Source organism: Arenimonas oryziterrae DSM 21050 = YC6267 (assembly GCF_000420545.1).
Taxonomy (GTDB): Bacteria; Pseudomonadota; Gammaproteobacteria; order Xanthomonadales; family Xanthomonadaceae; genus Arenimonas; species Arenimonas oryziterrae.
This window is the reverse complement of sequence record NZ_ATVD01000001.1, coordinates 350607-374692: the sequence shown is the minus strand read 5'-3', so window position 1 is coordinate 374692 and position 24086 is coordinate 350607. Positions and strand designations below refer to the sequence as shown.

The 24086-nt window shown below is 64.8% G+C and carries 24 protein-coding genes and 2 pseudogenes; 8 read left to right on the top strand and 18 right to left on the bottom strand.

Annotated elements, in window-relative coordinates; all coding sequences use genetic code 11:
* Nucleotides 1-6: 6 nt before the first annotated feature.
* From pstB to G467_RS0101800, 11 genes are all read right to left on the bottom strand, one after another.
* Nucleotides 7-828: a phosphate ABC transporter ATP-binding protein PstB gene (gene pstB, locus G467_RS0101850; RefSeq protein WP_022968027.1), complete on the bottom strand. Its 822-nt coding sequence runs from the start codon at nucleotides 826-828 to the stop codon at nucleotides 7-9.
* Entirely contained in the window at nucleotides 821-1681 is an 861-nt protein-coding gene (gene pstA, locus G467_RS0101845) for a phosphate ABC transporter permease PstA (protein ID WP_022968026.1), read from the bottom strand. Before pstA ends, pstB begins: the two co-directional genes overlap by 8 nt.
* Nucleotides 1681-2655 carry a phosphate ABC transporter permease subunit PstC gene (gene pstC / locus G467_RS0101840; RefSeq protein ID WP_022968025.1) on the bottom strand — a complete coding sequence of 325 codons (975 nt, stop codon included), beginning with the start codon at nucleotides 2653-2655 and terminating at the stop codon, nucleotides 1681-1683. Before pstC ends, pstA begins: the two co-directional genes overlap by 1 nt.
* A gap of 142 nt (nucleotides 2656-2797) precedes the next feature.
* A complete protein-coding gene (pstS, locus tag G467_RS0101835) occupies nucleotides 2798-3826 on the bottom strand; it encodes a phosphate ABC transporter substrate-binding protein PstS (protein ID WP_022968024.1) in 1029 nt (342 codons plus the stop codon).
* A 135-nt stretch (nucleotides 3827-3961) separates the two neighbouring features.
* Nucleotides 3962-5176, bottom strand: coding sequence for an OprO/OprP family phosphate-selective porin (locus G467_RS0101830; RefSeq protein ID WP_022968023.1), 1215 nt, complete (start codon nucleotides 5174-5176; stop codon nucleotides 3962-3964).
* A 117-nt stretch (nucleotides 5177-5293) separates the two neighbouring features.
* Nucleotides 5294-5929: an endonuclease III gene (gene nth / locus G467_RS0101825; RefSeq protein ID WP_051130360.1), complete on the bottom strand. Its 636-nt coding sequence runs from the start codon at nucleotides 5927-5929 to the stop codon at nucleotides 5294-5296.
* Complete coding sequence (locus G467_RS0101820; RefSeq protein WP_022968021.1) at nucleotides 5926-6570, bottom strand: Rnf-Nqr domain containing protein; 645 nt, start codon at nucleotides 6568-6570, stop codon at nucleotides 5926-5928. The genes nth and G467_RS0101820 overlap by 4 nt, the downstream gene beginning before the upstream one ends.
* Nucleotides 6567-7238, bottom strand: coding sequence for an electron transport complex subunit RsxG (rsxG, locus tag G467_RS15015; RefSeq protein WP_022968020.1), 672 nt, complete (start codon nucleotides 7236-7238; stop codon nucleotides 6567-6569). The genes G467_RS0101820 and rsxG overlap by 4 nt, the downstream gene beginning before the upstream one ends.
* A complete protein-coding gene (locus G467_RS0101810; protein ID WP_022968019.1) occupies nucleotides 7235-8281 on the bottom strand; it encodes an RnfABCDGE type electron transport complex subunit D in 1047 nt (348 codons plus the stop codon). The genes rsxG and G467_RS0101810 overlap by 4 nt, the downstream gene beginning before the upstream one ends.
* Nucleotides 8281-9780 (bottom strand): electron transport complex subunit RsxC, encoded by a 1500-nt coding sequence (rsxC, locus tag G467_RS15010; RefSeq protein ID WP_022968018.1) that lies wholly within the window; start codon nucleotides 9778-9780, stop codon nucleotides 8281-8283. The genes G467_RS0101810 and rsxC overlap by 1 nt, the downstream gene beginning before the upstream one ends.
* A 21-nt stretch (nucleotides 9781-9801) precedes the next feature.
* Complete coding sequence (locus G467_RS0101800) at nucleotides 9802-10584, bottom strand: enoyl-CoA hydratase/isomerase family protein (protein WP_022968017.1); 783 nt, start codon at nucleotides 10582-10584, stop codon at nucleotides 9802-9804.
* A gap of 148 nt (nucleotides 10585-10732) precedes the next feature.
* Between G467_RS0101800 and G467_RS0101795 the strand changes: the two genes are divergently transcribed.
* The 4 genes and pseudogenes from G467_RS0101795 (at nucleotide 10733) to G467_RS0101775 (ending at nucleotide 14547) form a co-directional block, all read left to right on the top strand.
* On the top strand, nucleotides 10733-11458 hold the full coding sequence (locus G467_RS0101795; protein WP_022968016.1) for an FKBP-type peptidyl-prolyl cis-trans isomerase N-terminal domain-containing protein: 726 nt from the start codon (nucleotides 10733-10735) through the stop codon (nucleotides 11456-11458).
* 46 nt (nucleotides 11459-11504) lie between these two features.
* Nucleotides 11505-12307: pseudogene (locus tag G467_RS0101785) on the top strand (NUDIX hydrolase).
* Nucleotides 12304-13161: a sulfurtransferase gene (locus G467_RS0101780; RefSeq protein WP_022968015.1), complete on the top strand. Its 858-nt coding sequence runs from the start codon at nucleotides 12304-12306 to the stop codon at nucleotides 13159-13161. The pseudogene G467_RS0101785 and the gene G467_RS0101780 overlap by 4 nt, the downstream one beginning before the upstream one ends.
* A 90-nt stretch (nucleotides 13162-13251) precedes the next feature.
* Entirely contained in the window at nucleotides 13252-14547 is a 1296-nt protein-coding gene (locus G467_RS0101775; RefSeq protein ID WP_022968014.1) for a substrate-binding domain-containing protein, read from the top strand.
* 7 nt (nucleotides 14548-14554) lie between these two features.
* Here the strand turns inward: G467_RS0101775 and G467_RS0101770 are convergent, their stop codons facing one another.
* The 3 genes from G467_RS0101770 to G467_RS0101760 form a co-directional block, all read right to left on the bottom strand.
* On the bottom strand, nucleotides 14555-14902 hold the full coding sequence (locus G467_RS0101770) for a hypothetical protein (protein WP_022968013.1): 348 nt from the start codon (nucleotides 14900-14902) through the stop codon (nucleotides 14555-14557).
* Nucleotides 14899-15648, bottom strand: coding sequence for an enoyl-CoA hydratase/isomerase family protein (locus tag G467_RS0101765; RefSeq protein ID WP_022968012.1), 750 nt, complete (start codon nucleotides 15646-15648; stop codon nucleotides 14899-14901). The genes G467_RS0101770 and G467_RS0101765 overlap by 4 nt, the downstream gene beginning before the upstream one ends.
* A gap of 84 nt (nucleotides 15649-15732) precedes the next feature.
* On the bottom strand, nucleotides 15733-17220 hold the full coding sequence (locus G467_RS0101760) for a DUF4139 domain-containing protein (protein ID WP_022968011.1): 1488 nt from the start codon (nucleotides 17218-17220) through the stop codon (nucleotides 15733-15735).
* Nucleotides 17221-17258: 38 nt separating this feature from the next.
* Between G467_RS0101760 and G467_RS0101755 the strand changes: the two genes are divergently transcribed.
* Entirely contained in the window at nucleotides 17259-17702 is a 444-nt protein-coding gene (locus G467_RS0101755; protein ID WP_022968010.1) for a copper chaperone PCu(A)C, read from the top strand.
* Between the two features lie 43 nt (nucleotides 17703-17745).
* Here the strand turns inward: G467_RS0101755 and G467_RS0101750 are convergent, their stop codons facing one another.
* The 3 genes and pseudogenes from G467_RS0101750 to G467_RS0101740 all read right to left on the bottom strand — a co-directional run bounded on the left by G467_RS0101750 (nucleotide 17746) and on the right by G467_RS0101740 (nucleotide 21756).
* Nucleotides 17746-18144 (bottom strand): acyl-CoA thioesterase, encoded by a 399-nt coding sequence (locus tag G467_RS0101750; RefSeq protein WP_022968009.1) that lies wholly within the window; start codon nucleotides 18142-18144, stop codon nucleotides 17746-17748.
* Nucleotides 18144-20996, bottom strand: a pseudogene (gene uvrA, locus G467_RS15005) (excinuclease ABC subunit UvrA); the annotation flags it as partial. The gene G467_RS0101750 and the pseudogene uvrA, both read right to left, overlap by 1 nt.
* 88 nt (nucleotides 20997-21084) lie before the next feature.
* Nucleotides 21085-21756, bottom strand: coding sequence for a DUF2987 domain-containing protein (locus G467_RS0101740; protein WP_022968007.1), 672 nt, complete (start codon nucleotides 21754-21756; stop codon nucleotides 21085-21087).
* A 134-nt stretch (nucleotides 21757-21890) separates the two neighbouring features.
* On the opposite strand from G467_RS0101740, the gene rplU reads away from it, so the two are divergent.
* The 3 genes from rplU to cgtA all read left to right on the top strand — a co-directional run bounded on the left by rplU (nucleotide 21891) and on the right by cgtA (nucleotide 23712).
* Complete coding sequence (rplU, locus tag G467_RS0101735) at nucleotides 21891-22202, top strand: 50S ribosomal protein L21 (protein ID WP_022968006.1); 312 nt, start codon at nucleotides 21891-21893, stop codon at nucleotides 22200-22202.
* 17 nt (nucleotides 22203-22219) lie between these two features.
* A complete protein-coding gene (rpmA, locus tag G467_RS0101730; RefSeq protein ID WP_022968005.1) occupies nucleotides 22220-22480 on the top strand; it encodes a 50S ribosomal protein L27 in 261 nt (86 codons plus the stop codon).
* Between the two features lie 158 nt (nucleotides 22481-22638).
* Entirely contained in the window at nucleotides 22639-23712 is a 1074-nt protein-coding gene (gene cgtA, locus G467_RS0101725) for an Obg family GTPase CgtA (protein WP_022968004.1), read from the top strand.
* Between the two features lie 76 nt (nucleotides 23713-23788).
* Here the strand turns inward: cgtA and rpsT are convergent, their stop codons facing one another.
* Nucleotides 23789-24058, bottom strand: a complete 270-nt coding sequence (gene rpsT / locus G467_RS0101720; RefSeq protein ID WP_022968003.1) for a 30S ribosomal protein S20 — start codon at nucleotides 24056-24058, stop codon at nucleotides 23789-23791.
* Nucleotides 24059-24086 lie beyond the last annotated feature (28 nt).

Below are 24086 nucleotides of genomic sequence, written 5' to 3'. Positions count from 1 at the left end.
CTGGAATTAGCCGAAGCGACCGGTGATGTAGTCTTCGGTTTGCTGCTTGCCGGGTTTGGTGAAGATCGTTTCGGTGACGCCGTGTTCGATGAGCTCGCCCAGGTACATGAAGGCGGTGAAATCGGAGACGCGCGCTGCCTGCTGCATGTTGTGGGTCACGATCAGGATCGTGAACTGCTGCTTGAGTTCGGAGATCAGCTGCTCGATCTTGCCGGTGGCGATCGGGTCGAGCGCCGAGGTCGGTTCGTCGAACAGGATCACCTGCGGCTTGAGCGCGATTGCACGGGCGATGCACAGACGCTGCTGCTGGCCGCCGGACAGGCCCAGCGCGCTCTGCTTGAGCTTGTCCTTGGCCTCGTCCCAGAGCGCGCCCTGACGCAGCGCCGCTTCCACGCGCACGTCCATATCAGCGCGCGAAAGCTTCTCGTAGTGTCCGATGCCGTAGGCGATATTGTCGTAGATCGACATCGGGAAAGGCACCGGCTTCTGGAACACCATGCCGACCTTGGAGCGCAGCTTGTTGAGCGGATACTTCGGGTCGAGCACGTTTTCGCCGTCGAGCAGGACGTCGCCTTCCGCACGCAGCTTCGGGTAGATCGAGTAGATGCGGTTGAAGATGCGCAGCAACGTGGACTTGCCGCAGCCGGAGGGACCGATCAGCGCGGTCACCTGCTTCTCGGGCACGTCGAGATTGATGTCCTTGAGCGCCTTGAACTGGTCGTAATAGAACGACAGGTTGCGCGCGGACAGCTTCGCGGGTGCGGGAGTGACCGCCGTGGTCTTGGCGGCGGCGAAATTCGGGGCGAGGGCGATCTGCACGTCAGTCATGGCTCATCTTGTTGCGCAGCAGGATGGCGCGGGCGATCAGGCCCAGCGCCAGGACGAAAAGGGTCATGCAGAACGCGCCGGCCCAGGCCAGGCCGTTCCAGTTTTCGAACGGACTCATTGCGAAGCTGAGCATCACCGTCGGCACGCTGGCCATCGGCTGGATGAGGTCCGTGCTCCAGTACTGGTTGTTGAGCGCGGTGAACAGCAAGGGCGCGGTTTCGCCGCTGATGCGTGCGAAGGCCAGCAGCACGCCGGTGACGATACCCGGCAGGGCGGCGCGATACAGCACCTGCACGGTGACCTTCCACTGCGGAATGCCCAGCGACAGCGCCGCTTCGCGCATCGTGCTCGGCACCAGGCGCAGCATTTCGTCGGTCGTGCGCACGATCACCGGCAGGGCGATGAAGGCCAGGGCGATCGAGCCGGCCAGCGCCGATGCGTGTCCCATCGGCATCACGACTGCGGTGTAGACGAACATGCCCAGCACGATCGAAGGCGCCGACATCAGGATGTCGTTGACGAAGCGGATTGCTTCGCCGAGCTTGCGGTTGCGCGCGTACTCGGACAGATAGGTGCCGGCCGCGATGCCGATCGGCGTGCCGATCGCGATCGCCATCAGACCGATGATGAGGCTGCCGGCGAAGGCGTTGAGCATGCCGCCGTCCTCGCCTGCGGCGGGCGTCATCTGCGTGAACAGCGCGAGATTGAGGTGGCTCATGCCGCGGCTCAGCGTGGTCCACAGGATCCAGATCAGCCAGAACAGGCCGAAGATCGCCGCGAAACCCGAGAGCACGAGTGCCAAGCTGTTCTTGAAGCGGCGAAAGCGATAGAGATTCTGCGTGGCGGCGTCCATCAGTTGCCCTCCCGGCGCTGCAGGCGGGCCAGCATGAGGCGAGCCGCCGCGAGTACGACGAAGGTCAGCAGGAACAGGACGAAGCCCAGGGCAAGCAGGGACGACTTGTGCAACGGGTCGACCGCTTCGCCGAATTCATTGGCAATGGTCGAGGCGATCGATGTGCCGGGTTCGAGCAGGCCCGCGCTGAGCTGGTAGGCGTTGCCGATGACGAAGGTGACCGCCATCGTCTCGCCGAGCGCGCGACCCAGGCCCAGGAAAATGCCGCCGATCACCGCCGAACGCGTATACGGCAGCACGATGTCCCACGCCACTTCCCAGGTCGTCGAGCCGAGCGCATACGCCGATTCCTTCAGGCGCGTGGGCACGGTCAGGAACACTTCGCGCATGACCGAGGAAATGAACGGAATGACCATGATCGCCAGCACGAGTCCGGCGGCGAGCATACCGATGCCCAGCGGCGGGCCCTGGAACAGCGCGCCGATGACGGGCAGCGGGCCGAGATTCTCGCCCAGCCAGGGATAGACCTTTTCGCCCAGATACGGGCCGAGCACGAACAGGCCCCACATGCCGTAGATGATCGACGGGATGCCCGCGAGCAATTCGATCGCGGCCGAGAGCGGCGTGCGCAACCAGGCGGGCGCGACTTCGGTGAGAAACAGCGCGATGCCGAAGCTGATCGGCACGGCGATCATCATGGCGATCAGCGAGGTCACCAGGGTGCCGTAGATCGGCACCAGCGCGCCGAACTGGCCGGCACCGACGTCCCAGTCGGAGGAAGTGAAGAATTTCCAGCCGAACGTTTCCAGCGCGAGGCGGCCGCCGAGCAGCATCGACAGGGCGGCACCGATCAGCGCCACCAGAACGAAAATGCCCGCGGTCGCGACGACGCCATGGAACAGGCGGTCGGCACGCGCATCGCGGCGCGAGTGTTCGGCGAGTTCGGGCAGGGCGAGAGTCGTTTCGCTGGTCATGCGCGGCAAAGGGTTCTGGCGTGTCGGTCAGGAAGCATGGGATTGGCGGTCGCGGCGACGGTCAATCCGATGGCCCCTGTGGGCGGTAAAAACAGGACGCACCCTTCGGCTTCGAAGGGTGCGTCTGTCGTTTCATCAGGACTCAGAACTTCAGGTTCTTGGCCCAGTAAGCATTGATCTGCGTAACCAGCGCGGCGGGCAGCGGCACGTAGTCCAGCGCCTTGGCCTGGGCGTCGCCATTGGCGTAGACCCAGGTGAAGAAGTCGCGCGTGGCTTTCGCCGTGGCGGGATTCTTCGGCTGCTTGTGCACGAGGATGAAGTTCGTCGCGGTGATCGGCCAGGAGGCGTCGCCCGGGGCATTGGTGATGACCAGGTAGAAGTCCTTCGAGCTCGCCCAGTCGGCGCTGGCGGCCGCGGCGGCGAAGCTCTCGTCGCTCGGCAGCACCCACTTGCCAGCGGCGTTCTGCATCGCGGCGTACGACATCTTGTTCTGCAGCGCGTACGACAGCTCGACGTAGCCGATGCCGCCCTTGATCTGCTTGACGTAGGCGGCGACGCCTTCGTTGCCCTTGCCGCCGTAGCCGATCGGCCACTTCACGGCGGTGCCTTCACCGACCTTGCTCTTCCACTCGGCGCTGACCTTGGACAGGTAGTTGGCGAAGTTGAAGGTGGTGCCCGAGCCGTCGGAACGGTGCACGACGCTGATCTTCAGCGCCGGCAGGGCGACGCCCGGGTTGATCGCGGTGATCGCGGCGTCGTTCCACATGGTGATCTTGCCGAGGAAGATGTCGGCGAGGATCGGGCCGGTGAAACGGACCTTGCCGGCGGTGATGCCGGGAACGTTGATGACAGGCACGACGCCGCCGATGACCGACGGGAACTGCGCCAGACCGAACTGCGCGAGTTCCTCGGGCTTGAGCGGCGCATCGGAAGAACCGAAATCGACCGTGCCGGACTTGATCTGGGCGATGCCGCCGCCCGAGCCGATCGACTGGTAGTTGATCTTGTTGCCGGTGGCCTTGTTGTAGTCGGACGACCACTTGGACATGACCGGATACACGAAGGACGCGCCGGCACCGGTGACATTGTTGCCGGCCTGGGCGCTCATCGCGGCGACGGCGGTCAGGCCGAAGGCGAGCAGGCGAATCTTGGATTTGAGCGAAGTGAACACGGAATGGCTCCTTGGCGAAGGGTTCCGGCAGCAGCCCGGACAGGGCGCCATGGTCCCGGATCAATATGACAATGGGGTGACACCGCTGTAACAAAGCCGGGCGGTCGGCGACCGCCCGGCCTGGGGCCGCGAGACTTACCAGTAGAGCTGGGCGCGGAATTCGAGGATGTTCGGGTTGTCCTCGAGCACGGTCTTGGTGGCCGAGCTGTAGCGCGAGCTGTCGACCATCACGTAGTTCAGCGCGAACTTGAAGTTCGAGTGCCAGTACCAGTTCACGCCGACCGTCCAATTGCTTTCCTGGCCGCCGAGCGCGCCGATCACCTTGGCGGGCGGACCCGGAACGAAGGTGCCGTCGTTGAGATCGGCCTTGTCGTAGCGCAGGCCGAGCTGCCACATGCCGCCGGCCGGGTTGTTCGGCAGGCCGGTGGCGACGTTGCCGGTCTTGTACGTCCAGGTCTCGCCGGTGATGTTCCACACGCCGGACACGTACCAGCTGTCGGCCGAGAAATCCGGGTTCAGGTTACGACCGATGTCCGTGGTCATGTATTCGGCCTGGATCTTGACCGGACCCTTGACCCAGAACGCCTCGGCACCGAGCGTGCGGATGCGGTCGGCGTCGGTGAACTGGCCCGAATCGACGAGACGGGCATTGGCCAGATCCGCATCCGGACGCACGCGCAGACGGGCGCGGTCGTTGCCGCTGGTCGTCACCGTGCCGAGGTCGCGGGCCTTGAAGTCCACGCCCGACACGCCGAGGTGCAGGATGTTGCCGGCTTCGTTGATCGGGGCGAAGGTGAAGCGCGCGCCGTAGCCGTTGCCGTTGCCGAGGTTGCGGGTCATTTCGCGGCCGAACACGCTGCCGGTCAGCGTCCAGTTGTCGCCGCCCGTGGCCAGCGAGACGCCCATGCGGCGGGCCACGGCCTGCATGTTGGTGGTCATCGCCTTGGAGATGAAGTCGTTGTTCTTGGTGCTGCTGAGCTCTTCCAGGCTGTTGGGCTGCTTGAACTGGCCCACGGTCAGCGTGGTGAAGCCGGTGAACTTGTAGGACACGTTCACGTCGAGGAACTTGTCGGCCTTGGCGTCGTAACCCACGACCCAGTTCCACATGCCCGGACCCTTGCCCTTGAACACCAGCTCGGCGCGGCGCAGTTCGCCGTCGCTGTCGAGACCGTCGGGGATGTCGCCATTGAGGCTGACCAGATCGTTGTCGAACTTGTTGTAGTCCGCCTGCAGCAGACCTTCGAAGGAAATCTCCGAGCCACCGATGACGTCGAATTCGGTTTCGGCGAAGGCCGGGGCGGACAGCGCCGCGAGCACGGCGACGGCGAGGAGGTTGGGCAGCAGTTTCATGACGGTTCCCTGCGGAGTGTTGGAAGACCGGCGCAGGCTAAGCTGTAAAGGTTTCGTTATTGTGACAGTGCAGACATATGACGCCGCCGCGACGCGCCGATGACAGCGGCTTACCGGCTAGCCCGGTGTCTTGTCCTTGTAACGACACAGGCCTCGGACCACGCATTGTGGGCAGTCGGGCTTGCGCGCCTTGCACACGTAGCGCCCGTGCAGGATCAGCCAGTGGTGCGCATCCATGAGGTATTCGCGGGGCACTGCCTTCATGAGCTTGTCTTCGACCGCGCGGACCGTCTTGCCCGGCGCCAGCCCGGTGCGATTGGCGACGCGGAAGATATGCGTGTCCACGGCCATCGTCGGCTCGCCGAACGCGGTATTGAGCACGACATTGGCGGTCTTGCGGCCGACGCCAGGCAGTGCCTCGAGCGATTCCCGGTCACGCGGGACCTCGCCGCCGTGCCGTTCGATCAGCAGTCGGCAGGTCGCGATCACGTTCGCGGCCTTGGCATTGAACAGCCCGATCGTGTTGATGTACTTCTTCAAGCCGTCCTCACCCAGGGCCAAGATGGCGGCGGGCGTGTTCGCCACGGGGTAAAGCTTGCGCGTGGCCTTGTTCACGCCCACGTCGGTGGCCTGTGCAGACAGGATCACGGCGATCAGCAACTCGAACGGCGTCGAATAGTCCAGCTCGGTGGTCGGATGCGGATTGAGTTCGGCCAGGCGGGCGAAGAATTCCTGGCGGTCTTGCAGCTTCATGCGGACTCCGATGGCGGATGACGTCGCGACCACGTTTGCCACAGCGCGATCACCGCGGCGGCCGTCAGCAGCGCGCCGGCAGGCAGGATCGCCACCAGGAAACCGGCGTATCCCGGCAGCAGGGTCATTTCGAGTCCGGACAGATGCAGCAGCGTGCCGGCACGGGCGAACAGCTGGCCGGTGCCAATCAGCTCACGCAGGATTCCTGTGCTCAGCAGCAGGGCCAGGCAGGATGCACCGGTTGTCAGTCCGGCGCGAAGTCCCAGCCATGGCGAACGCGGAGGCGCGAACGATGCGAGCGTCCCCTGCAAGAGGCAACTGCTGGCGAGCAGCGGTGCAAAGAGGCCCAGGGCGGCGTGCCAGTCCGGCCACCAGGCACGAAGCGACAGATCAATGAGCGTGACGACTGTCGCGACACTCATCACCAGCGCCATGAGGCGACCGTGTTGTCCGGCCGTCGGCGGCAGCAGGGTGCTCGCGACGGAAGTCAGGCTCAACGCGATCATCGCGACGATGCCCATGCCGAGTGCGAGGACTGCGTCCTGGCTGGTTGCGAGCAGGGGCAACAGTGCCAGCCATCGCATCGAACGCAATGCGAGCGCATCGTTTTTCGGCGAGGACGTCGTGGGCAGGGTGGTCATCGCGCCCCGCCTTTTTCTGGCGCATCGTCGAAACGCAGGGTCGTGCCGGTTGGCGTCGCATAGATCTCGGCGCCATGCCGTGCGACGAACTGCAGGCTGCGCTCGACCGCGGCCACGACAGCGCGCGGCGTGATCGTGGCGCCGGCGAACTGGTCGAAATCGCCACCGTCGCGTTTGACGGCCCAGCGTTCGGGGGGCGGAGCTTCAAGCGATCGTCCGGCAAAGCGGTCGATCCAGCGACTCTTGTCGGCATCGATCGCATCGCCCAGCCCGGCGGTTTCCTTGTGCGCGGTGACGCGAACGCCGGTGACGCGACCGCGCGCATCGATGCCGACTAGCAGTTTTATCGGGCCGGCGTAGCCGTCGTTGGCGATCACGTCTAGGGCCAGCGCCGCATTCGTCGTTCCCCGACGCGCACGCCGCACCATCACGGGCGCGGCTGAGCCCGTCCACGCGGGTGCTTGCACCGTGATGCGGTCGCTCAGCGGGTCGTTGTCGTAACCGTCCATCGGCAGAACGATCGCCAGCGCACGCAATTGCGTCATGCGTTCGGCGGCGGCGATGTCGGCGCGTGTGACCCTGTGCATGAGAGCGATCGCGAGCGTCGCGAGCGCGGCGACGATCGCAAGTGCAACAGCGGTGCGCGTGATGTTTCCGGCACTGCTCATGACGGCCGGCCTTCGCCGTAGATGCGCGGTCGCGTGTGCAGATCGATCCAGGGTGCTGCAAAGTTCATCAGCAGGACAGCGAAGGCGAGTCCGTCCGGATAGGCGCCCCAGCGACGGATCAGCAAGGTCAGCAGCCCGACGCCGGCGCCGAAAATCAGGCGTCCGCGCGGGGAGGCGCAGCCGCTGACCGGGTCCGTCGCGATGAAGAACGCGCCGAGAACGAGCGCGCCGGAGAACACGTGCTGCAACGGGAAGGGATTGACGTCGCCGTCATACAACCAGAACGGCACCGTGACGAGAACGACGCTGCCCAGCGTTGCCACCGGGGTCTGCCACGGAATGATTTTTTTCCACAGCAGGAACAGGCCGCCCAGTGCGTAGAAATTCGCGATCCATTCCCAGCCCTTGCCGCCGAAATCGCCGAACAGCGGATTACCGCGGATCTCCGCCAGGGTCTGCCCGCGGTTGGACCATTCTCGAACGGTGTCGAGCGGTGTGGCCTGTCCGATCGCGTCCCAGCCCCAGGGCGCCGGCAGCTGTCCACTGAAGATCGCTATCGTGCTGTCGATGAAGCCCGGGGTTCCGAGCGAGGATTCCAGTCCCGCCGGTGGCAGCCAGTGGGTGAATTCGCGCGGAAAACAGAGCAGCACCACCACATAACCCAGCATCGCGGGATTGAACACGTTGTGTCCGAGGCCGCCATACAGATGCTTTGCGACGACGATCGCCGCGCACATGCCGATGGCGGCGATCCACCATGGCGCCAGCGGCGGCAGACACAGGGCGAACAGCACGGCGGTCACCGGTGCGCTGAGATCGGTCAGGAACGGACGCAAGGGGCGCCTGCGCCATGCCAGCATCGCTGCTTCGAATCCGAGCGCGAAGGTCGTTGCCAGAACGATCTGCCACAGCAGCCCCGGCCCAAAAAAAATCACGTGCGCGAAAACGCCGGGAACCAGAGCGATAAGCACGAGACCCATGACCCGTGTGACGCTGCGATTTACGGGCAGATGCGGTGCCGCGCCGGTAGCGAACGTAGCCATCAGGCGTCGTCCCGCGGCGGCCGCTTGGCTTTCGCCCGAGCCAGCGCCGCCGCGATGGCGTCGCCAGAACTGGCTTGCTTCGCGCGTTCTGCTTCACGCAGGGCGCGTTCGTCCGATTCGCGTTGCAGTCGCTGGTTGCGTCGTTCGTAGCGTTCGCGCGCGGCGTCGGCATCGGCGCGTTTGTGCGCGACGATGCGGATATCGGTTTTCGCTTGGCGGAACTGCTCGGTCAGCGGAATATGGCTGGGGCAGACGAGGTCGCAACAGCCGCATTCGATGCAGTCGAACACGCCCTCGGCTTCGCTGCGGTCGAGCCGTTGCGCACGGATGTGCCACAGCAGTTGCTGCGGCTGCAGGCGGGCAGGGCAGGCACGGGCGCAATCGCCGCAGCGGATGCAGGGCATTTCTTCGGCGGCGTCGCGAATTTCTTCGGCGGCCAGCACGAGCACGCAATTGGTCTGCTTGCCGATGGCGACCGAGTCGTCGGGCTGCGCGATGCCCATCATCGGGCCGCCAAGCAACAACCGGGCAGCGCGTGCGCTGTAGCCACCGGCCTGTGCGATCAGGTGCGCCACGGAGGTGCCAATGGCGACCTGGAAATTTCCGGGCTGCATCACACCGCTTCCCGCTACGGTGACGACGCGATGGGTGAGCGCTTCGCCGTGCACCACGGCACGCCACGCCGCCGCCGCGGTGGCGACGTTATGCACGAGCACGCCGATGTCGCGCGGCAGGCCGCCGCGCGGCACTTCCCGGCCGGTGAGCACTTCGATGAGCTGTCGTTCGCCACCCTCGGGATACACGGTAGGCACAGCCACAAGCGTGACTTGGCCCTCACCGACGCGCGCCACGGCCGCCGCACATGCGGCACTCGCCTGCGGCATCGCGTCCTCGACAGCGAGCAGGATGCGCTCGGCGCCGACGAGACGCGCGAGCAGTCGGCCACCGAGCACCACGTCCTCGGCGCGCTCGCGCAGCAAGGCATCGTCGCAAGCGATAGACGGCTCGCATTCGGCGCCGTTGAGGATGAGCAAGGCCGATCGCACCGACAATTTTTCGGCGGCGGGGAAACCGGCGCCGCCCAATCCGACGATGCCGGCGGCGCGGATGCGTTCGAGCAGTGCGTTGGGTGCGGCTTGCCAGGGATCGAGCGCGGGCATGCGCCATTCGTCTTGCGGATCCGACGCCGACGACGGCAGGCATGACAGGTGGATCTGTGGTTCCGGATGCAGACCGATCGCGCTGACTTGCGCACGCGCAGGCGCATGAATGTCCGCGCCGCGCCCTGGCGCGACGGCGATGCGCTGGCCACGGCGAACGGTGTCGCCGACGGCAACGCAGGGATCGGCGGCCTCGCCGCCATGCAGTCCTAAGGGCACCTGCAAGGTCGCCGGCAGCGGACAGGCCTGGATCGGCCGGCTCGTGGACGCTTCCTTGCGGCCGTCCAGGCGCAGCCCGCCATGGAAGGTGTGCAGGACCGGGACCGACGGGGCGCTCATGCGTTTGCGGGGATGCCGCCGTCAGCGGCCGCGGAACTCGGGTTTGCGCCGCGCGAGAAACGCGCCGGTGCCTTCCTTCATGTCCTCGGTCGAAAAGGCGATGGCGAATCCTTGTGTCTCGTAATCCAGTCCGACTTCCAGACTGGCCTCGCCGCCAGTCACGATGGCGTCGAGCACGCCGCGCAAGGCTTGCGGCGCGGACGCGGCGAGTTGCTCGGCGAGCTTGAAGGTTTCCGCTTCCAATTGGTCGGCTGGGACGGTCCGGGTCACCAGGTTCAGCGCGAGCGCCCGGGCCGCATCGATCTGCTGACCGAGCAGGCAAAGTTCCAGCGCGGCTGCTCGACCGGCCAGGCGCAGCAGGCGCTGCGTCCCGCCGAAGCCGGGAATGAGGCCCAGATTCACTTCCGGCTGGCCGAATTTTGCCGAGTCGGCGGCGATACGCAGATGGCAGGCCATCGCCAGTTCCATGCCGCCCCCGAGCGCGAAGCCGTTGATCATGCCCAGCACCGGCTTGCCCAGCTGCTCGATGCGGACCATGAGTTTTTGCCCGAACCGGGAGAAGTCCCGGGCCTGAACCGGGCTCAGGTCGTTCATTTCCGCGATATCGGCACCGGCGACGAAAGCTTTCGGGCCGGCGCCCGTCAGCACCACCACGCGCACGGATTCACTGAGCGCCGCATCGTCAAAGGCCTGGTGCAGGTCGGCCAGGGTCTGGCGATTGAGTGCATTGAGCTTTTCGGGGCGATTGAGCGTGATCAGGCGGACGGCGCCGCGGTCTTCGATCAACAGGGTCTGGAAAGCCATCAAGTCGCTCCGGGGAACTTCGGGAAGGGGTTGCGGTCAGGCCTTCGCGCGGGTCCTGGCCTCAGTGGCGGTTAAGCCGTAGGGCCGGTATCCTAGCGCGTCCACCGGGGCGGCATACCGCCCCGTTTCCACTCCTGGAGGTTCCGTAATGAAGTTGCGTTTTCTGGCTGCCACCCTGGCGGCTCTTGCCCTGAGCTCCGGCGCTGCCCTGGCCCAGACCGCCCCCGCTGCTGCCACGCCGGCCGCCGCTCCCGCCGCCAGCGACAAAACCACGCTCAGCTACGCCATTGGCTACGACATGGCCCGCGATCTGGCCGAGCGTAAGGTGGACCTCGACATCAACACCCTGATCCGCGCCGTGCAGGACGGATACGCCAAGCGTCCGCCGACCATGCCGGCCGACAAGCTCGGTGCGGCCCTGCAGGCGTTCCAGCAGAAGATGGCCCAGCAGGAAAAGGATCAGTTCGACCGCATCACGCGTGAGAACAAGGCCAAGTCCGATGCCTTCCTGGCCGCCAACAAGGCCAAGACCGGCGTGACCACGCTCGCCTCGGGCGTGCAGTACCGCATCATCGAAAGCGGCACCGGCGCCAAGCCGACCGCAGCGAGCACCGTGCAGGTGCACCTGCGTGGTTCGATCTCGACCGGCCAGGAATTCGCCAACACCTATTCGGTCGCCAATGCGCAGCCGGCGTCGTTCAAGGTCAGCGACTTCCCGCTCAAGGGCATCAAGGAAGCGTTGCTCATGATGCCGGTGGGTTCGCGCTGGGAAGTGTTCCTGCCGTCGGATCAGGCGTATGGCAATGATCCGCGTTCCCCGATCGGCCCGGCCCAGGCCGTGGTGTTCGACATCAAGCTGGTGGGCTCGAAGTAATCGAAACATCCCCGCGCCGCTCGGCGGCGCGGGGATTTTCTTTCCGATGACCCATTTCTACCGCGCCGTTCTCAGCCCCTGCGTGGGCGTGTGCTCTCTGGACGAGCATGGCCTGTGCGAAGGCTGCCTGCGCAGCTCCGCCGAAATCGCCCGCTGGTCGCAGATGAACGACGATGAGCGCCTGCAGCTCATGGAAAATGTGCTGCCCTTGCGCGAGGCGCAACGGGCGTGAGCCTGGCAGTGAACCTGCTCGATCGACTCCCCCGCGCACTGCATTCGCTCGCCACGCCGCCGCCCGGTTTGGGCTGGAATCACGCGCAACTCATCGACCTTCTGCCCGACCAAGGCCGCTCGCTGCGCCAGGCTGCCGTGCTTGTCGGCCTCGTGGACCGCGGTGCGGGCCCGCAGGTATTGCTCACCCGTCGGACAGAAGCTCTGCGCCTGCATGCCGGGCAAATCAGTTTTCCTGGCGGGCGAATCGAGGATAGCGATGCCTCGCCCATTGCCGCCGCACTGCGCGAAGCGGACGAGGAAATCGGACTGCGCGCCCCATTGGCTGAGCCCTTGGGCTATCTGGATCCTTTCGTCACGATCACCGGCTTCCATGTTTATCCGGTTGTAGCGAGAGTCGATGCTGCCTTCGTGCCGCACATCGATCCGTCGGAAGTGGCGGAAGCCTTCGAGACGCCGCTGGAATTCCTGCTCGATCCGGCAAATGCGCGCACCTTCGAAGTGGAATATCGTGGCGGCAAGCGCACGCTCATCGAGTTCCTGTACGGTGACCACCGGATATGGGGCGCGACGGCGGCGATGCTGGTGAACTTCCGCGAACGCCTGGAGCGCACATGAACTGGACGACGCTGGTTTCTGCCGAGGATTTGGCCGCCGTCCTGGGCAATCCGCAGGTGGTGGTCGTCGATTGCCGCTTCGTGCTCGCTGGTGCCGATCCGAGCGCCGGCGAAGTGGCCTGGCGGCAATCGCATGTTCCGGGGGCGGGGTATGCGCATCTGGACCGGGATCTGTCCGATCACGACAAGCCGGCGCGCGAAGGACGCCATCCGTTGCCGGATGCCGAGAATTTTTGCGCGACCCTGGTGCGTCTCGGCGTTACGCCGCAGTCGCAAGTGGTGGCCTACGACGCCGGTGACGGCGCGATGGCGGCGGCACGCTTCTGGTGGCTGCTGAGACTGCTGGGACATCGTCGCGTGGCCGTGCTCGATGGCGGCTTTGCGCGCTGGTCCGCGTTGGGTCTGCCGCTGGAGACAACGGCACCCGTCCTTCGCAAAGGGCACTACGAGGCTCGCTTCGATCTAGCCGGCATGGTGTCAGCAGGCGAGATGCGTATGCTTGCAGCGACGGCGTCGGGCAACGTACTCGATGCGCGCGCGCCCGAGCGCTATCGCGGCGAGATCGAACCATTGGACAAGGTTGCCGGACGCATTCCCGGCGCACGCAATCGGCCGTACGCCTTGAACCTGCGCGACGGACGATTCAAGTCGGCGCACGAGCTGCGTGAGGAGTTTGCGCCCTTGCTGGGTGCTCATGCCGCACAAGAGATCGTGTTGTATTGCGGGTCCGGCGTGACTGCCTGCCACAATCTGCTGGCGATGGAACACGCGGGGCTGTCCGGCGCGCGAATCTTTCCGCCCTCGTGGAGCGGCTGGATCGACGATCCGGGCAATACGGTCGCGAAAGGCGACTAGTCTGGCGACGCCGTGAATCCATCGGCGATGTCACGATAGAGAAACGCGGCGTGCACACACTGAGGCGATCCCTCCTTCAGTGCTACCGGCATGCGCGCCCAAACCCATCGTATCGTTTTCGTTTTTCTTCTGCTGTCGATGTTCGCGTCCGTGACGCAGGCGCAGGACAGCTTGCGCATCCGTGGCTCGAACGTGCTGGGACAGGGCATGGTCCCGGCCCTCGTAGAGAGCTGGATGACCCGGATCGGCTATGGCGATCTCCGGCATCTTCGTCCTTCCGTGGGCACGCACCAGATCGTCGGCACGCGCGATGGGGAAACCCTGGTGGTCGACATCGTTGGCAACGGCAGCGGCCCTGGGTTCAAGAACCTGGTCGAGGGCGAAACCGAGATCGCGATGATGGCGCGCGAGCTGACAGCTCAGGAAATCGACGATGGCTGGCAGCTGGGACGACTGGATTCGCCGGATCAGGAATATGTCATCGCGTTGCAGGCGGTATCGGTGCTCGTGCACCCGAAAAATCCGATCCGCACGCTGAGCAAACAGCAAGTGGCCATGATTCTTGCCGGCCGTATTCGCGATTGGCGCGAAGTGGGCGGGGCACCGGGTCCGATCCATCTGCAGTTGGCCGACCGGAACACGGGGCTGGCGCAAATGCAGTCGCAGTTCTTTCCGGAGGATTCTGCTACGGCGCGTCATCATCGGACGGCGCCATCCATCGTCGCGAGTGTCTTGGCCGATCCGCAGTCCCTGGGTCTCGTCGATTTCGGCACGCCGACGCGTGGATTACCAGCGGTGGCGATCCGGATCGCCGGACGCGACGTGCCCTCGGATCGTCTGCATGTCGGAACGGAGGACTATCCGCTGACGCGTCGCCTGTATTTTCGCACCGGCCAGATGGTGACGGCCTTGGGGCGCGGCTTCGTGGACTATGCCGTCTCCGAGGACGGTCAACGCCTGTTGGCCCGTCGCGGCTATCTGTCGCTCGTGCCGGCCTGGTTTCCGGGGACGACCGAAACGGCGTTGCCGCCGTCCTATGCCGATCTGGTCAAGGGGGCGAATCGGCTGTCGGTGAGCTTCCGGTTCGGCGATGCGTTTTCCGTATTCGACAGCCGCTCGGCGCAGGAGTTGGCGCGATTGCAGGCCTTCATGGCGCGACCGGAGAATCGGCAACGAAAACTTCTGCTGGTCGGCCTGACCGGCAAACAATCCTCGCCATACCAGGCGATCACGCTGAGCACCGAGCGCGCCGATCTGGTGGCGCAGACGCTCGCCGAACTGGGCATCCATCCCGCGGTCGTCCGCGGCCTGGGTTACGCGCGGCCGGTCACGGAGTCAGCCACAGCGCAGGCGAAAAACCTGCGTGTGGAAGTTTGGATGCGTTGAGCCGCGATCAGATTTCAGCCAGGGTCGCCGTGGTGCGCTGCAGTTCGACGCCGTCGATGGTCATTTTCCAGACGCCGTCTTCTTCGTGCGGTGTCTTGTCGATCTTGAAGAAGGTCGTCAAAGGACCGATGCCGCTGGTGAAACCGCCGTTCTCGAACGCCTTGATCGGGGCGTCGATCGAAACATTGCCCGTGCCTTTCTCGCGTTTGTATTTAAGCCGCCCGTCGGCGGTGATCAGCATCGCCATGTTGGGTGCTTGCCAGTAGCCGACGAAGTCCTGCTTGTCGGCCGGGATTGGTTTGGCGCAGGCCGCCAGCAGTAGAACCGCGAGCAGCAGGGCAAGGAATCGTTTCATTTCTTGAGCCTCGCAAGCAGGGACTGCAGGGCCGCCTGGGAATCGGGAGAACTCCAGCCATCGAGGAAGCGCGCGAGATCGGCGTCGGCGAACGCATCCAATGCGCCGATGATGTCGGCGCGGGCGATCGCGCGCGTCGCGAGCATGGGCGAGGAAGGAAGCTTCAGCAGTTCCTCCAGCCAAACCACGGCGCGGGTGACGACTTCGCCGGCATCGGTCAACTCGTCGACCAGTCCGATTGCATGGGCCTGCTCGGATTCGAGCATGGCGCCGGCGACCACGAGTCGTTCGGTGCGATGGGCGCCGATAACACGACGCATGAGGTACTGGATCGCCTCCGGCACGGCCAGGCCAACCTGGGTCTCGTTGAGGCCGATGCGGAACGGGCCACGTGCCATGACGCGATAGTCACAGCACAAGGCGAGTACGCAGCCGCCCGCGGGGTTGTGCCCGGCGATTGCCGCAACGACGGGCACCGGTGATCGCGCCAGGGCGCGCGCTGCTTCGAAAAACTTGCCCCAGCATCCAGCCAGGCCGGCGCGATCGAGGGTCATCAGATACGGAACGTCGAGGCCGCCGGAAAAGACTTTCTCGCTGCCGGAGAGGACGATACCGCGGGCCCCTTGTTGGGGCGCGGCCTGGACGGCCGCAATCAGCGCAGCAAGCAATTCATCGTTGAGCGCATTGACGGGTGGGCGCTGCAGACGAATTTCGTGGATGTAGCCATGCGGGGTGATCTGGATCATCGGCCGGTCTCCGGGGAGTCGGCCGATTGTCGCGCAAATCATCCCGCCGTGCTTTCGCCCGGCGGGATGATGCGGGACCTTGGGTTAGAGCGGCACCTGCACGTCGGCCGCCCAACGATAGCGCACGGTGTAGCGCAGCGTGATTTCGCCGCCGGCGGGTATCGCTACATCGAAACTGACCGCGCGGGCATTGCGCTTTTCGTAGGGCTGGGAGCTGGTGACGATCTCCCAGTCGCTCCAGCGCGGCAGGGCCTCGTTGACCCGGACGGTCGTCGCGGCCGGCTTGGCGTTCTTGAGCGTCACGACAATCGTCTCGGTCATCGAGCGGCCATTGCGGTCGAGCTGGAAATCTTCCCGTTTCCGCTCGGCGCCGAGATCGAACGCCTTGCCGATCGCCAAAGACACCTCGGCATTGGCGGGCGTATGCCCGAGCGTCGTTTCGCCGAGGAAGTCGCGGCCGTCGAACATGCGCACGCGACCGCCCGGCAAGGGCAGGCCCAGGCCGTCGGACTTGCCGTTCTTGAAGCGCAGCGTGGCGACGACCGCCTGCTCCTCGCCGTCATTGACGCCGTAGGCAGCATCCACGATGGGGTACGGGGGCTGCCAGCCGCCGAATTGCGCGGCGGTTTCGTATCGGCGCTCGCAGGCGGCGCCGACGATACGATTGACCAGAGGCAGTCGCTGCACACTGCCCTGCGGGAGCGAGCCAGCCGTTGGCAGGCGATAGGCGTGATATTCGCCCGAGGCCTGCGCCTGCGGCGCGCCGTCGGCCATCATCATCTTCGCTCGTGGGGCAGCGGCCGCCATGACCATCATTTCAGGGCCGCCGCCAGTGGCGCGATTGGGCTCGCCGGCCACCAGGGTCAACATCACGTCGTTGAAGTCTGCGCCGGAACGATTGACGACCATCGCCGCACCTTCCAGGTCCATTCGGCAATCCTTGCCCTGGCCATGCACATTGACGTTGTATTCGGCGCGCCAGGCGAGCCCGGCGGTTGCGTAGTTCAGCCCGAAACTCTGTCGACCGCCGCGATCGGCGTGGATCGCCCAGTTCATTGTCGGTGCGTTGACCACGCCCGTCGGCAATCGCGGCAGTTCGAAGCTTGAGTAGCTGGAGAGGACCTTGATCCGGCCATCAGCCAATCGCAGGGTCAGGCCGTTGCCGGTGGAAAGCAGCGTGCCGGTGAAGTTCTGACGTTCGTTGCCGACGGATTGTTCGACCGTGACGACTTGCCCGATGGCTCGGCGCAGAAGTTCATCCTGACCAGCCAGCGCGAAGTCAAAACGCTGGCCACGGATGCTCGTGCCGCTGCCGGGATTGAGCAGGACAGAGCTGGCATCCAGTGCCGGGGGCAAACCCGCGAAACTGATCTCGTTGTCGCCGGGCTTGAGGTCGAAGGCGAGCTCGCGTTCGACGAGGGCGAAGCCGGGGCCGCCGGACTGTCCCTGAGATTGCGCGACAGAATCGAAGTCGCCGCTGTAGATGGTGAGGTTGCCGTCGGCGGCGTGTGCGGGTGTGGTCATGGCAATGAGGGCGGTGGCGAGAGACGTAGCGAGCAGGTTGCGGATCATCGGTGGCTCCATGCAGGGGCGGGGACTATCATAGGCCCATGAACGAGTCGCGATTTGCCCTGGGGTTGCTGATGCTTGCGTTGTCTTCAGCAACGATTGCAGCAACCCCATGCACACCGACGGTGGAGCAGGGATGGATTCGTCGCGGGCCGCCCGGGGCGACGATGCTTGCGGGCTACGCCTTGCTGCGCAATCGATGCGCGACCCCGCAATCCGTGCGGTCGGTGGCGAGTCAGGATTTCGCCGCCACTACGATGCACGAGACGCTGGTCGAGAACGGCGTCAGCAGAATGCGCGAGGTCGCGGCCGTGACGATTCCTGCCGGCGGGATTGCGACGTTCCAGCCCGGCGGGCGACACCTCATGTTGATGAGACCCAAGCGCGCCTTACATACAGGGGATCGTGTCGTGCTTCGCTTCAAGCTGGTCGACGGCCGCGAGGTCCGCGCGGATTTCGTGATTCGTGAGCAGGCGCCGAAGTAGCCAGTCGTGAGCGTCGAGGCGCGATACCCAATCGCGCTTGAGCCTATTCCGCGCAGGCGCTGCGCACGGTGTCCGGCAAGCCGACGGACTGTCCGTCGCGATTGATCCAGACCAGCACGGTGTTGCCGTCGGCAAACAGGATGTCGGGTTCGCTCGCGGAAACGAGGCGGTGGCCCAGCGTCACGCTTTTGTTGCCCAGGCGTTCGGCGAACAGCGTGATCCGCACGGTCTCCGGCCAGCCGATCGGTCGGCGATAGTTGACGTTGATTGCGGCCAGGATCGGTGCGGCGGACTCGCCCGCCCAGTTCTCGCTCAAGGACTTGAACCAGCGCACCCGGGCTTCTTCGATATATCCAAGATAGCTGGCGTTGTTGACGTGATTGAACGCATCCAGATCGCGCCAGCGGACCTCGATGTCCAGCGAAAACAGGTCGCGACTCATGCGGCGCTCTTCTTCCTGCCCGGCTTGGCCGATTCGAGCAACTTGGCCAGGAATAGGCCCGTATGCGAGGCGGCGACCTTGGTCAGATCCTCGGGCGTGCCCTGGGCGAGAATCTGGCCGCCGCGATGGCCGCCTTCCGGCCCCAGGTCGATGACCCAGTCGGCCGTCTTGATCACGTCCAGATTGTGTTCGATGACGACGATCGTGTTGCCGTCGTCGCGCAGCTTGTGCAGTACGGCGAGCAGGTGTTCGATGTCGTGGAAGTGCAGGCCGGTCGTTGGCTCGTCGAGGATGTACAAGGTGCGGCCGGTGTCGCGGCGGCTAAGTTCCTTGGACAGCTTGACGCGCTGCGCTTCGCCGCCGGACAAGGTCGTGGCTGATTGCCCGAGCTTGATGTAGCTCAGGCCCACGTCCATGAGCGTCTCGAGTTTGCGCGCCAGCGTCGGCACGGGCTGGAACAGGTTCAGGGCATCTTCGACGGTCATGTCCAGGATGTCGTGAATGCTGTAGCCCTTGTAGAGAATCTCGAGGGTCTCGCGGTTGTAGCGCTTGCCGTGGCACACGTCGCAGGGAACATAGACGTCGGGCAGGAAGTGCATTTCGACCTTGATGAGGCCGTCGCCCTGGCAGGCTTCGCAGCGACCACCCCGCACGTTGAAGCTGAAGCGTCCAGGCGAATATCCGCGCGAGCGCGCTTCTGGAACCTGGGCGAACAGTTCGCGCAGGGGCGTGAACAGTCCGGTGTACGTCGCGGGATTGGATCGCGGCGTCCGTCCGATCGGCGACTGGTCGATGTCGACAACTTTGTCGAACAATTCGATGCCCTGCACGTCGCGATAGGGGGCTACGGTATGCGAGGCGCCATTGAGCTCGTTCGCGGCGAGGTGGAACAGGGTGTCGTTGATCAGGGTGGACTTGCCGGAGCCGGAAACACCGGTGATGCAGGTGAACAGACCGGCGGGGATTTCCAGATCGACGTTCTTGAGATTGTTGCCGCTCGCGCCGAGCAGGCGCATCGTCATCTTCGCGTTTGGCGCATGCCGTTTCTTGGGCACTTCTATCCGGCGCTTGCCGGAGAGATACGCGCCGGTCAGCGAACGGGGCGCCTTCAGGATGTCGGCGAGCTTGCCTTGGGCGATGATCTCGCCGCCGTGCACGCCAGCCCCGGGGCCGATATCCACGACGTGGTCGGCCAGGCGGATTGCGTCCTCGTCGTGCTCGACAACGATGACCGTGTTGCCCATGTCACGCAGGCGGGTCAAGGTGCCGAGCAGGCGTTCGTTGTCGCGTTGATGCAGGCCGATCGACGGCTCATCGAGCACGTACATCACGCCGACGAGTCCGGCACCGATCTGCGAGGCCAGGCGAATGCGTTGTGCTTCGCCGCCGGAGAGCGTGTCGGCCTTGCGCTCGAGCGTGAGGTAGTCGAGACCGACGTCAACGAGGAACTTCAGTCGTTCGCGGATTTCCTTGACGATCTTCACTGCGATCTCGCCGCGCCAGCCCGGCAGGCTCAGCTGCGAAAAGAACGCGAGCGACTCGTCGACCGGCAACAAGGTGATCTGAGGCAGAGGGCGGTCGGCGACAAACACGTTGCGCGCCGACTTGTTCAGGCGTGCGCCGGCGCAGTCCGGGCAGGCGCGATTGCTGATGAACTTGGCGAGCTCTTCCTTGACCGCCTGCGATTCGGTCTCGCGGTAGCGGCGCTCGAGATTGGGGACGATGCCCTCGAACTTGTGCTTGCGCTGGGTGCGGCTGCCGGATTCAGTAAGGTAGTTGAACGTGATGACCTCGTCGCCGCTGCCGAAAAGCACGGCCTGGCGGATCTTCTCGCCCAGCTCCGACCACGGGGTGTCGACGTCGAAGCCATAGTGCTTGGACAACGACACGATCAACTGGAAATAGTAGGCGTTGCGTCGATCCCAGCCGCGAACGGCACCAGCGGCAAGGCTGAGCTCGGGGTGCACCACGATGCGCGCGGGGTCGAAGAACTGCGTCACACCCAGGCCGTCGCAGCTCGGGCAGGCGCCCATCGGCGAGTTGAACGAAAACAACCGCGGTTCGAGCTCCGGCAGCGAGTAGTCGCAGACAGGGCAACTGAACTTCGAGGAAAACAGCAGTGGCGCCGCTTTGTCGTCGTCCAGATCCATGACCGAGGCCAGGCCGTCGCCGAGTTTGAGCGCCGTCTCGAAACTTTCGGCGACCCGCTGCTTGATATCGGCGCGCGGCTTGAAGCGATCGATGACGGCTTCGATGGTGTGTTTGTTACGCAGCCCCAGCACCGGCACCTGGTCGAGCTCGTGCAGGACACCGTTGACGCGCACGCGCACGAAGCCTTGGGCGCGCAATTGCTCGAACACCTGCACATGCTCGCCCTTGCGTTCGCGGACGACCGGCGCGAGTAGGGCATAACGGTGGTCCTCCGGCAGCGCGAGGACTTGGTCCACCATTTGACTGACTGTCTGCGCTTCCAGCGGGAAACCGTGGTCCGGGCAACGCGGCGTGCCGACACGGGCGTAGAGCAGGCGCAGGTAGTCGTAGATCTCGGTGATCGTTCCGACGGTTGAGCGCGGATTGTGCGAGGTGGACTTCTGCTCGATCGAAATCGCCGGCGACAGGCCCTCGATGTGGTCCACGTCCGGCTTTTCCATGACCGAGAGGAATTGCCGGGCATAGGCCGACAGCGATTCCACGTAGCGGCGCTGGCCTTCGGCATAAATCGTGTCGAAGGCCAACGAGCTCTTGCCCGAACCGGACAGGCCGGTAATCACGATCAGCTTGTCGCGCGGCAGATCGAGGTCGATGTTCTTGAGATTGTGGGTACGCGCGCCGCGGATGCGGATCGTGTCCATGCGTGGGAAGCCTGCCGGGGGTCGGAACAGGGCAGTTTAGCAGGGCCGCGTGACGCGGCTGTCCTCATCCGGTCCGGCGGGCCCAGGCCTACTTCACCTGAGGTCCGACATCTTTCAGGGGCGCGCTGAGTTCGACGATGGCGGCCGCCCAGCCCGGCTCCCAAGGCAGTTCGATCCGGCCATCTGCGCCGGTTTTCCAGACCTTCTTCTTGCCGTCGGGCCAGGTCAGGGTGGCGCTGTGCGCCGCGCCCGGAGGGAATTGCAGGGTGAAGGCCCGGACCTTGGGCGCGAAAAGGCTCAGCATGCCGGCCATCTCCCTGATGCCCCGCTCCATGACCTCGGCCGATTCGGTCAGGTTGGCGTAGCTCATCCGGGTGCCGGCGGGGACGCGGGGAATCATGGTGAAGGTCATCCGGAACGAGCCCTTGGGCTGGTTGACCTGGATCACCGCGCCATTGCTGGCCCAGTCCTGGCGGAAAGGCAGGTCGATCCGGCCGTTTTCGGCGATTGGCACCGGGATGACCTGAGTCCCCGCCTTGATCCGCAGCTGCAGGCCCGGGGGGAGGGCGGTTTTCCCTTCGGCCGGGCGGGCCAGGTAGTAGAAGCTGTAAACGCCCCGGGTATCGACCTTTTTCAGGCCCAGCGGCATCTTGGCCACGTCGGCATAGGGCACATCCCGCCAGTCGGCCAGGGCGGGGGCGGCGCAGGTCAGGCTCAGTAGGGCGGCCAGGGCGAATCGGCTCAGCAAGTGGCGGGGCATCAGGACTCCGGGGTGGATGGACGGCAAAACCTCCGAGAGTATTGACCGGAAAGGGGTTTTCCACCACAATTCCGCTTCTGTCCCGTGACCGCGGGGCAGGTTTCGTCAAAAATAACTACAGAGGAATTCCGGTCATGTACGCAGTCATTGTCACCGGCGGTAAGCAGTACCGCGTGATGAAGGGTGAAACGCTCCGCGTCGAGAAGCTCGATGCCGAAGTCGGTGCCAAGGTCGATATCGACAAGGTGCTGCTCATCGGCAACGGCGAAACGATCAGCGTCGGCACGCCCAACATCGCGGGCGCGTTGGTCTCGGCCACCATCAAGTCGCATGGTCGTCTCGAGAAGATCCGCATCGTGAAGTTCCGCCGTCGTAAGCACCATCGCAAGCAGATGGGCCATCGTCAGCACTACACCGAAATCGAAATCACCGGTATCACCGGCTAAGCGAAGGAGAAAACGTCATGGCATCAAAAAAAGGCGTAGGCTCGTCCCGTAACGGCCGCGATTCCAACCCGAAGTACCTGGGCGTCAAGATCTACGGCGGCCAGGCGATCGAAGCGGGCAACATCATCGTCCGCCAGCGCGGCACCGAGTTCCATCGCGGCGCCAACGTCGGCATGGGTCGCGATCACACCTTGTTCGCCCTCGCGGACGGCACGGTGGAGTTCTCGGTCAAAGGCCCGAGCAAGCGTCGCACCGTCAGCGTGGTCACGGCCGAGTAATCGCCGCCGCGCAGGCTTGAAAGGCCCCGCTTCGGCGGGGCTTTTCGTTTCCGGGAGTCGCCCTTCCGGTCCGGCCACCGCCGCCCTTCGGCGGTCCTGCCGCAATCCGCAGTAATATCCTCGCGCTCACCGCGCATGTTCACAGGCTCCAACCCGCAATGAAATTCGTCGACGAAGCCGTAATCACTGTATTTGCCGGAGCCGGCGGCAACGGCTGCGTCAGCTTCCGTCGCGAGAAGTTCATTCCGCTGGGCGGCCCCGATGGCGGCGACGGCGGCGATGGCGGCAGCGTCTGGGTCGTTGCCGATGAGAATCTGAACACCCTTATCGATTTCCGCCACGACCGACAGTTCCGCGCCCAGCGCGGCGAGAACGGCATGGGTCGGCAGATGTTCGGCAAGGATGGCGAGGACGTGACCATCCGCGTGCCGATCGGCACCGAAATCATCAATGTCGCCACCGATGAAATCATCGGCGATCTCACCGAGCACGGCCAACGCATCAAGGTCGCGCAGGGTGGCGAGGGCGGCAAGGGCAACGTGCACTTCAAGAGTTCGACCAATCGCGCGCCGCGCAAGTCCACGACCGGTTCGCCCGGCGAAGAGCGCGATGTCCGGCTCGAGCTCAAATTGCTTGCCGACGTCGGATTGCTCGGTTTCCCGAACGCGGGCAAGAGCACCTTCGTGCGTGCCGTGTCGGCCGCGACGCCCAAGGTCGCCGACTATCCGTTCACCACGCTCTATCCGAACCTGGGCGTAGTCAGCGTCGAGGCCTATCGCAGCTTCGTGATCGCCGACATTCCCGGCATCATCGAGGGTGCCGCAGAAGGTGCCGGCCTGGGCAGTCTTTTCCTGCGCCATGTTCAGCGCACGCGTGTGCTGCTGCATCTGGTCGACATGGCGCCGTTCGACGAGGCGATCAGCCCGGCCGAGCAGGTGCGTGCAATCGAAAGCGAGTTGCGCCAGTACGACCCGGGCATGCTCGAAAAGCCGCGTTGGCTGGTACTCAACAAGGGTGACCTGCTGTCGGACGACGAGCGCCAGCAGCGCGCCGCCGACATCGTGAAGGAACTGGATTGGCAGGAGCCGTGGTTCATCGTATCCGCGATTGGCCGCGACGGAACCTGGCCGATCATGCTGCGCATCCAGCAGTTCTTCGACGACCAGAAACATGCCGCCCTCGAAGCGTCCGTCGACGCCGCCGCGCGCGCGGAGATGGCTCGCGATGCCTGAGTCGGCGCCGCGGGAATCGCAGGCAACAAAAAAGCCGGCTTTCGCCGGCTTCATTGTGGAGCGATCTTCGCTGCGATCAGGCGGCCTTGAGGGCCTTGATGCGGGCGTTGATGCGGCTCTTGTGGCGAGCAGCCTTGTTCTTGTGGATCAGGCCGCGCGCGGAGTAGCGGTCAAGAATCGGCACAGCCGTCTTGAAAGCAGCTTCGGCGGTCGCGTGATCGTTGGCCTCAATGGCCTTGAGAACGCGCTTGACGGCGGTGCGCAGCATGGAACGCTGGCTGGCATTGCGCGCGTTGCGGACCACGGTCTGCTTGGCGCGCTTCTTGGCGGATTTGATGTTGGCCACGATGGATTCCTGAACTTGAGGCGTGTGA

Excerpts from the sequence above, each read along its gene's own strand:
- G467_RS0101830 (WP_022968023.1), bottom strand. The coding sequence starts at position 5,176 with ATGAAACTGCTGCCCAACCTCCTCGCCGTCGCCGTGCTCGCGGCGCTG.
- G467_RS0101740 (WP_022968007.1), bottom strand. The coding sequence starts at position 21,756 with ATGCCCCGCCACTTGCTGAGCCGATTCGCCCTGGCCGCCCTACTGAGC.
- G467_RS0101820 (WP_022968021.1), bottom strand. The coding sequence starts at position 6,570 with ATGACCACCCTGCCCACGACGTCCTCGCCGAAAAACGATGCGCTCGCA.
- rsxG (WP_022968020.1), bottom strand. The coding sequence starts at position 7,238 with ATGAGCAGTGCCGGAAACATCACGCGCACCGCTGTTGCACTTGCGATC.
- rplU (WP_022968006.1), top strand. The coding sequence starts at position 21,891 with ATGTACGCAGTCATTGTCACCGGCGGTAAGCAGTACCGCGTGATGAAG.
- G467_RS0101750 (WP_022968009.1), bottom strand. The coding sequence starts at position 18,144 with ATGAGTCGCGACCTGTTTTCGCTGGACATCGAGGTCCGCTGGCGCGAT.
- G467_RS0101755 (WP_022968010.1), top strand. The coding sequence starts at position 17,259 with ATGAACGAGTCGCGATTTGCCCTGGGGTTGCTGATGCTTGCGTTGTCT.
- rsxC (WP_022968018.1), bottom strand. The coding sequence starts at position 9,780 with ATGAGCGCCCCGTCGGTCCCGGTCCTGCACACCTTCCATGGCGGGCTG.
- G467_RS0101775 (WP_022968014.1), top strand. The coding sequence starts at position 13,252 with ATGCGCGCCCAAACCCATCGTATCGTTTTCGTTTTTCTTCTGCTGTCG.
- pstA (WP_022968026.1), bottom strand. The coding sequence starts at position 1,681 with ATGGACGCCGCCACGCAGAATCTCTATCGCTTTCGCCGCTTCAAGAAC.
- cgtA (WP_022968004.1), top strand. The coding sequence starts at position 22,639 with ATGAAATTCGTCGACGAAGCCGTAATCACTGTATTTGCCGGAGCCGGC.
- rpmA (WP_022968005.1), top strand. The coding sequence starts at position 22,220 with ATGGCATCAAAAAAAGGCGTAGGCTCGTCCCGTAACGGCCGCGATTCC.
- G467_RS0101760 (WP_022968011.1), bottom strand. The coding sequence starts at position 17,220 with ATGATCCGCAACCTGCTCGCTACGTCTCTCGCCACCGCCCTCATTGCC.
- pstC (WP_022968025.1), bottom strand. The coding sequence starts at position 2,655 with ATGACCAGCGAAACGACTCTCGCCCTGCCCGAACTCGCCGAACACTCG.
- G467_RS0101810 (WP_022968019.1), bottom strand. The coding sequence starts at position 8,281 with ATGGCTACGTTCGCTACCGGCGCGGCACCGCATCTGCCCGTAAATCGC.
- G467_RS0101795 (WP_022968016.1), top strand. The coding sequence starts at position 10,733 with ATGAAGTTGCGTTTTCTGGCTGCCACCCTGGCGGCTCTTGCCCTGAGC.
- G467_RS0101780 (WP_022968015.1), top strand. The coding sequence starts at position 12,304 with ATGAACTGGACGACGCTGGTTTCTGCCGAGGATTTGGCCGCCGTCCTG.
- G467_RS0101770 (WP_022968013.1), bottom strand. The coding sequence starts at position 14,902 with ATGAAACGATTCCTTGCCCTGCTGCTCGCGGTTCTACTGCTGGCGGCC.
- G467_RS0101800 (WP_022968017.1), bottom strand. The coding sequence starts at position 10,584 with ATGGCTTTCCAGACCCTGTTGATCGAAGACCGCGGCGCCGTCCGCCTG.
- pstB (WP_022968027.1), bottom strand. The coding sequence starts at position 828 with ATGACTGACGTGCAGATCGCCCTCGCCCCGAATTTCGCCGCCGCCAAG.
- nth (WP_051130360.1), bottom strand. The coding sequence starts at position 5,929 with ATGAAGCTGCAAGACCGCCAGGAATTCTTCGCCCGCCTGGCCGAACTC.
- G467_RS0101765 (WP_022968012.1), bottom strand. The coding sequence starts at position 15,648 with ATGATCCAGATCACCCCGCATGGCTACATCCACGAAATTCGTCTGCAG.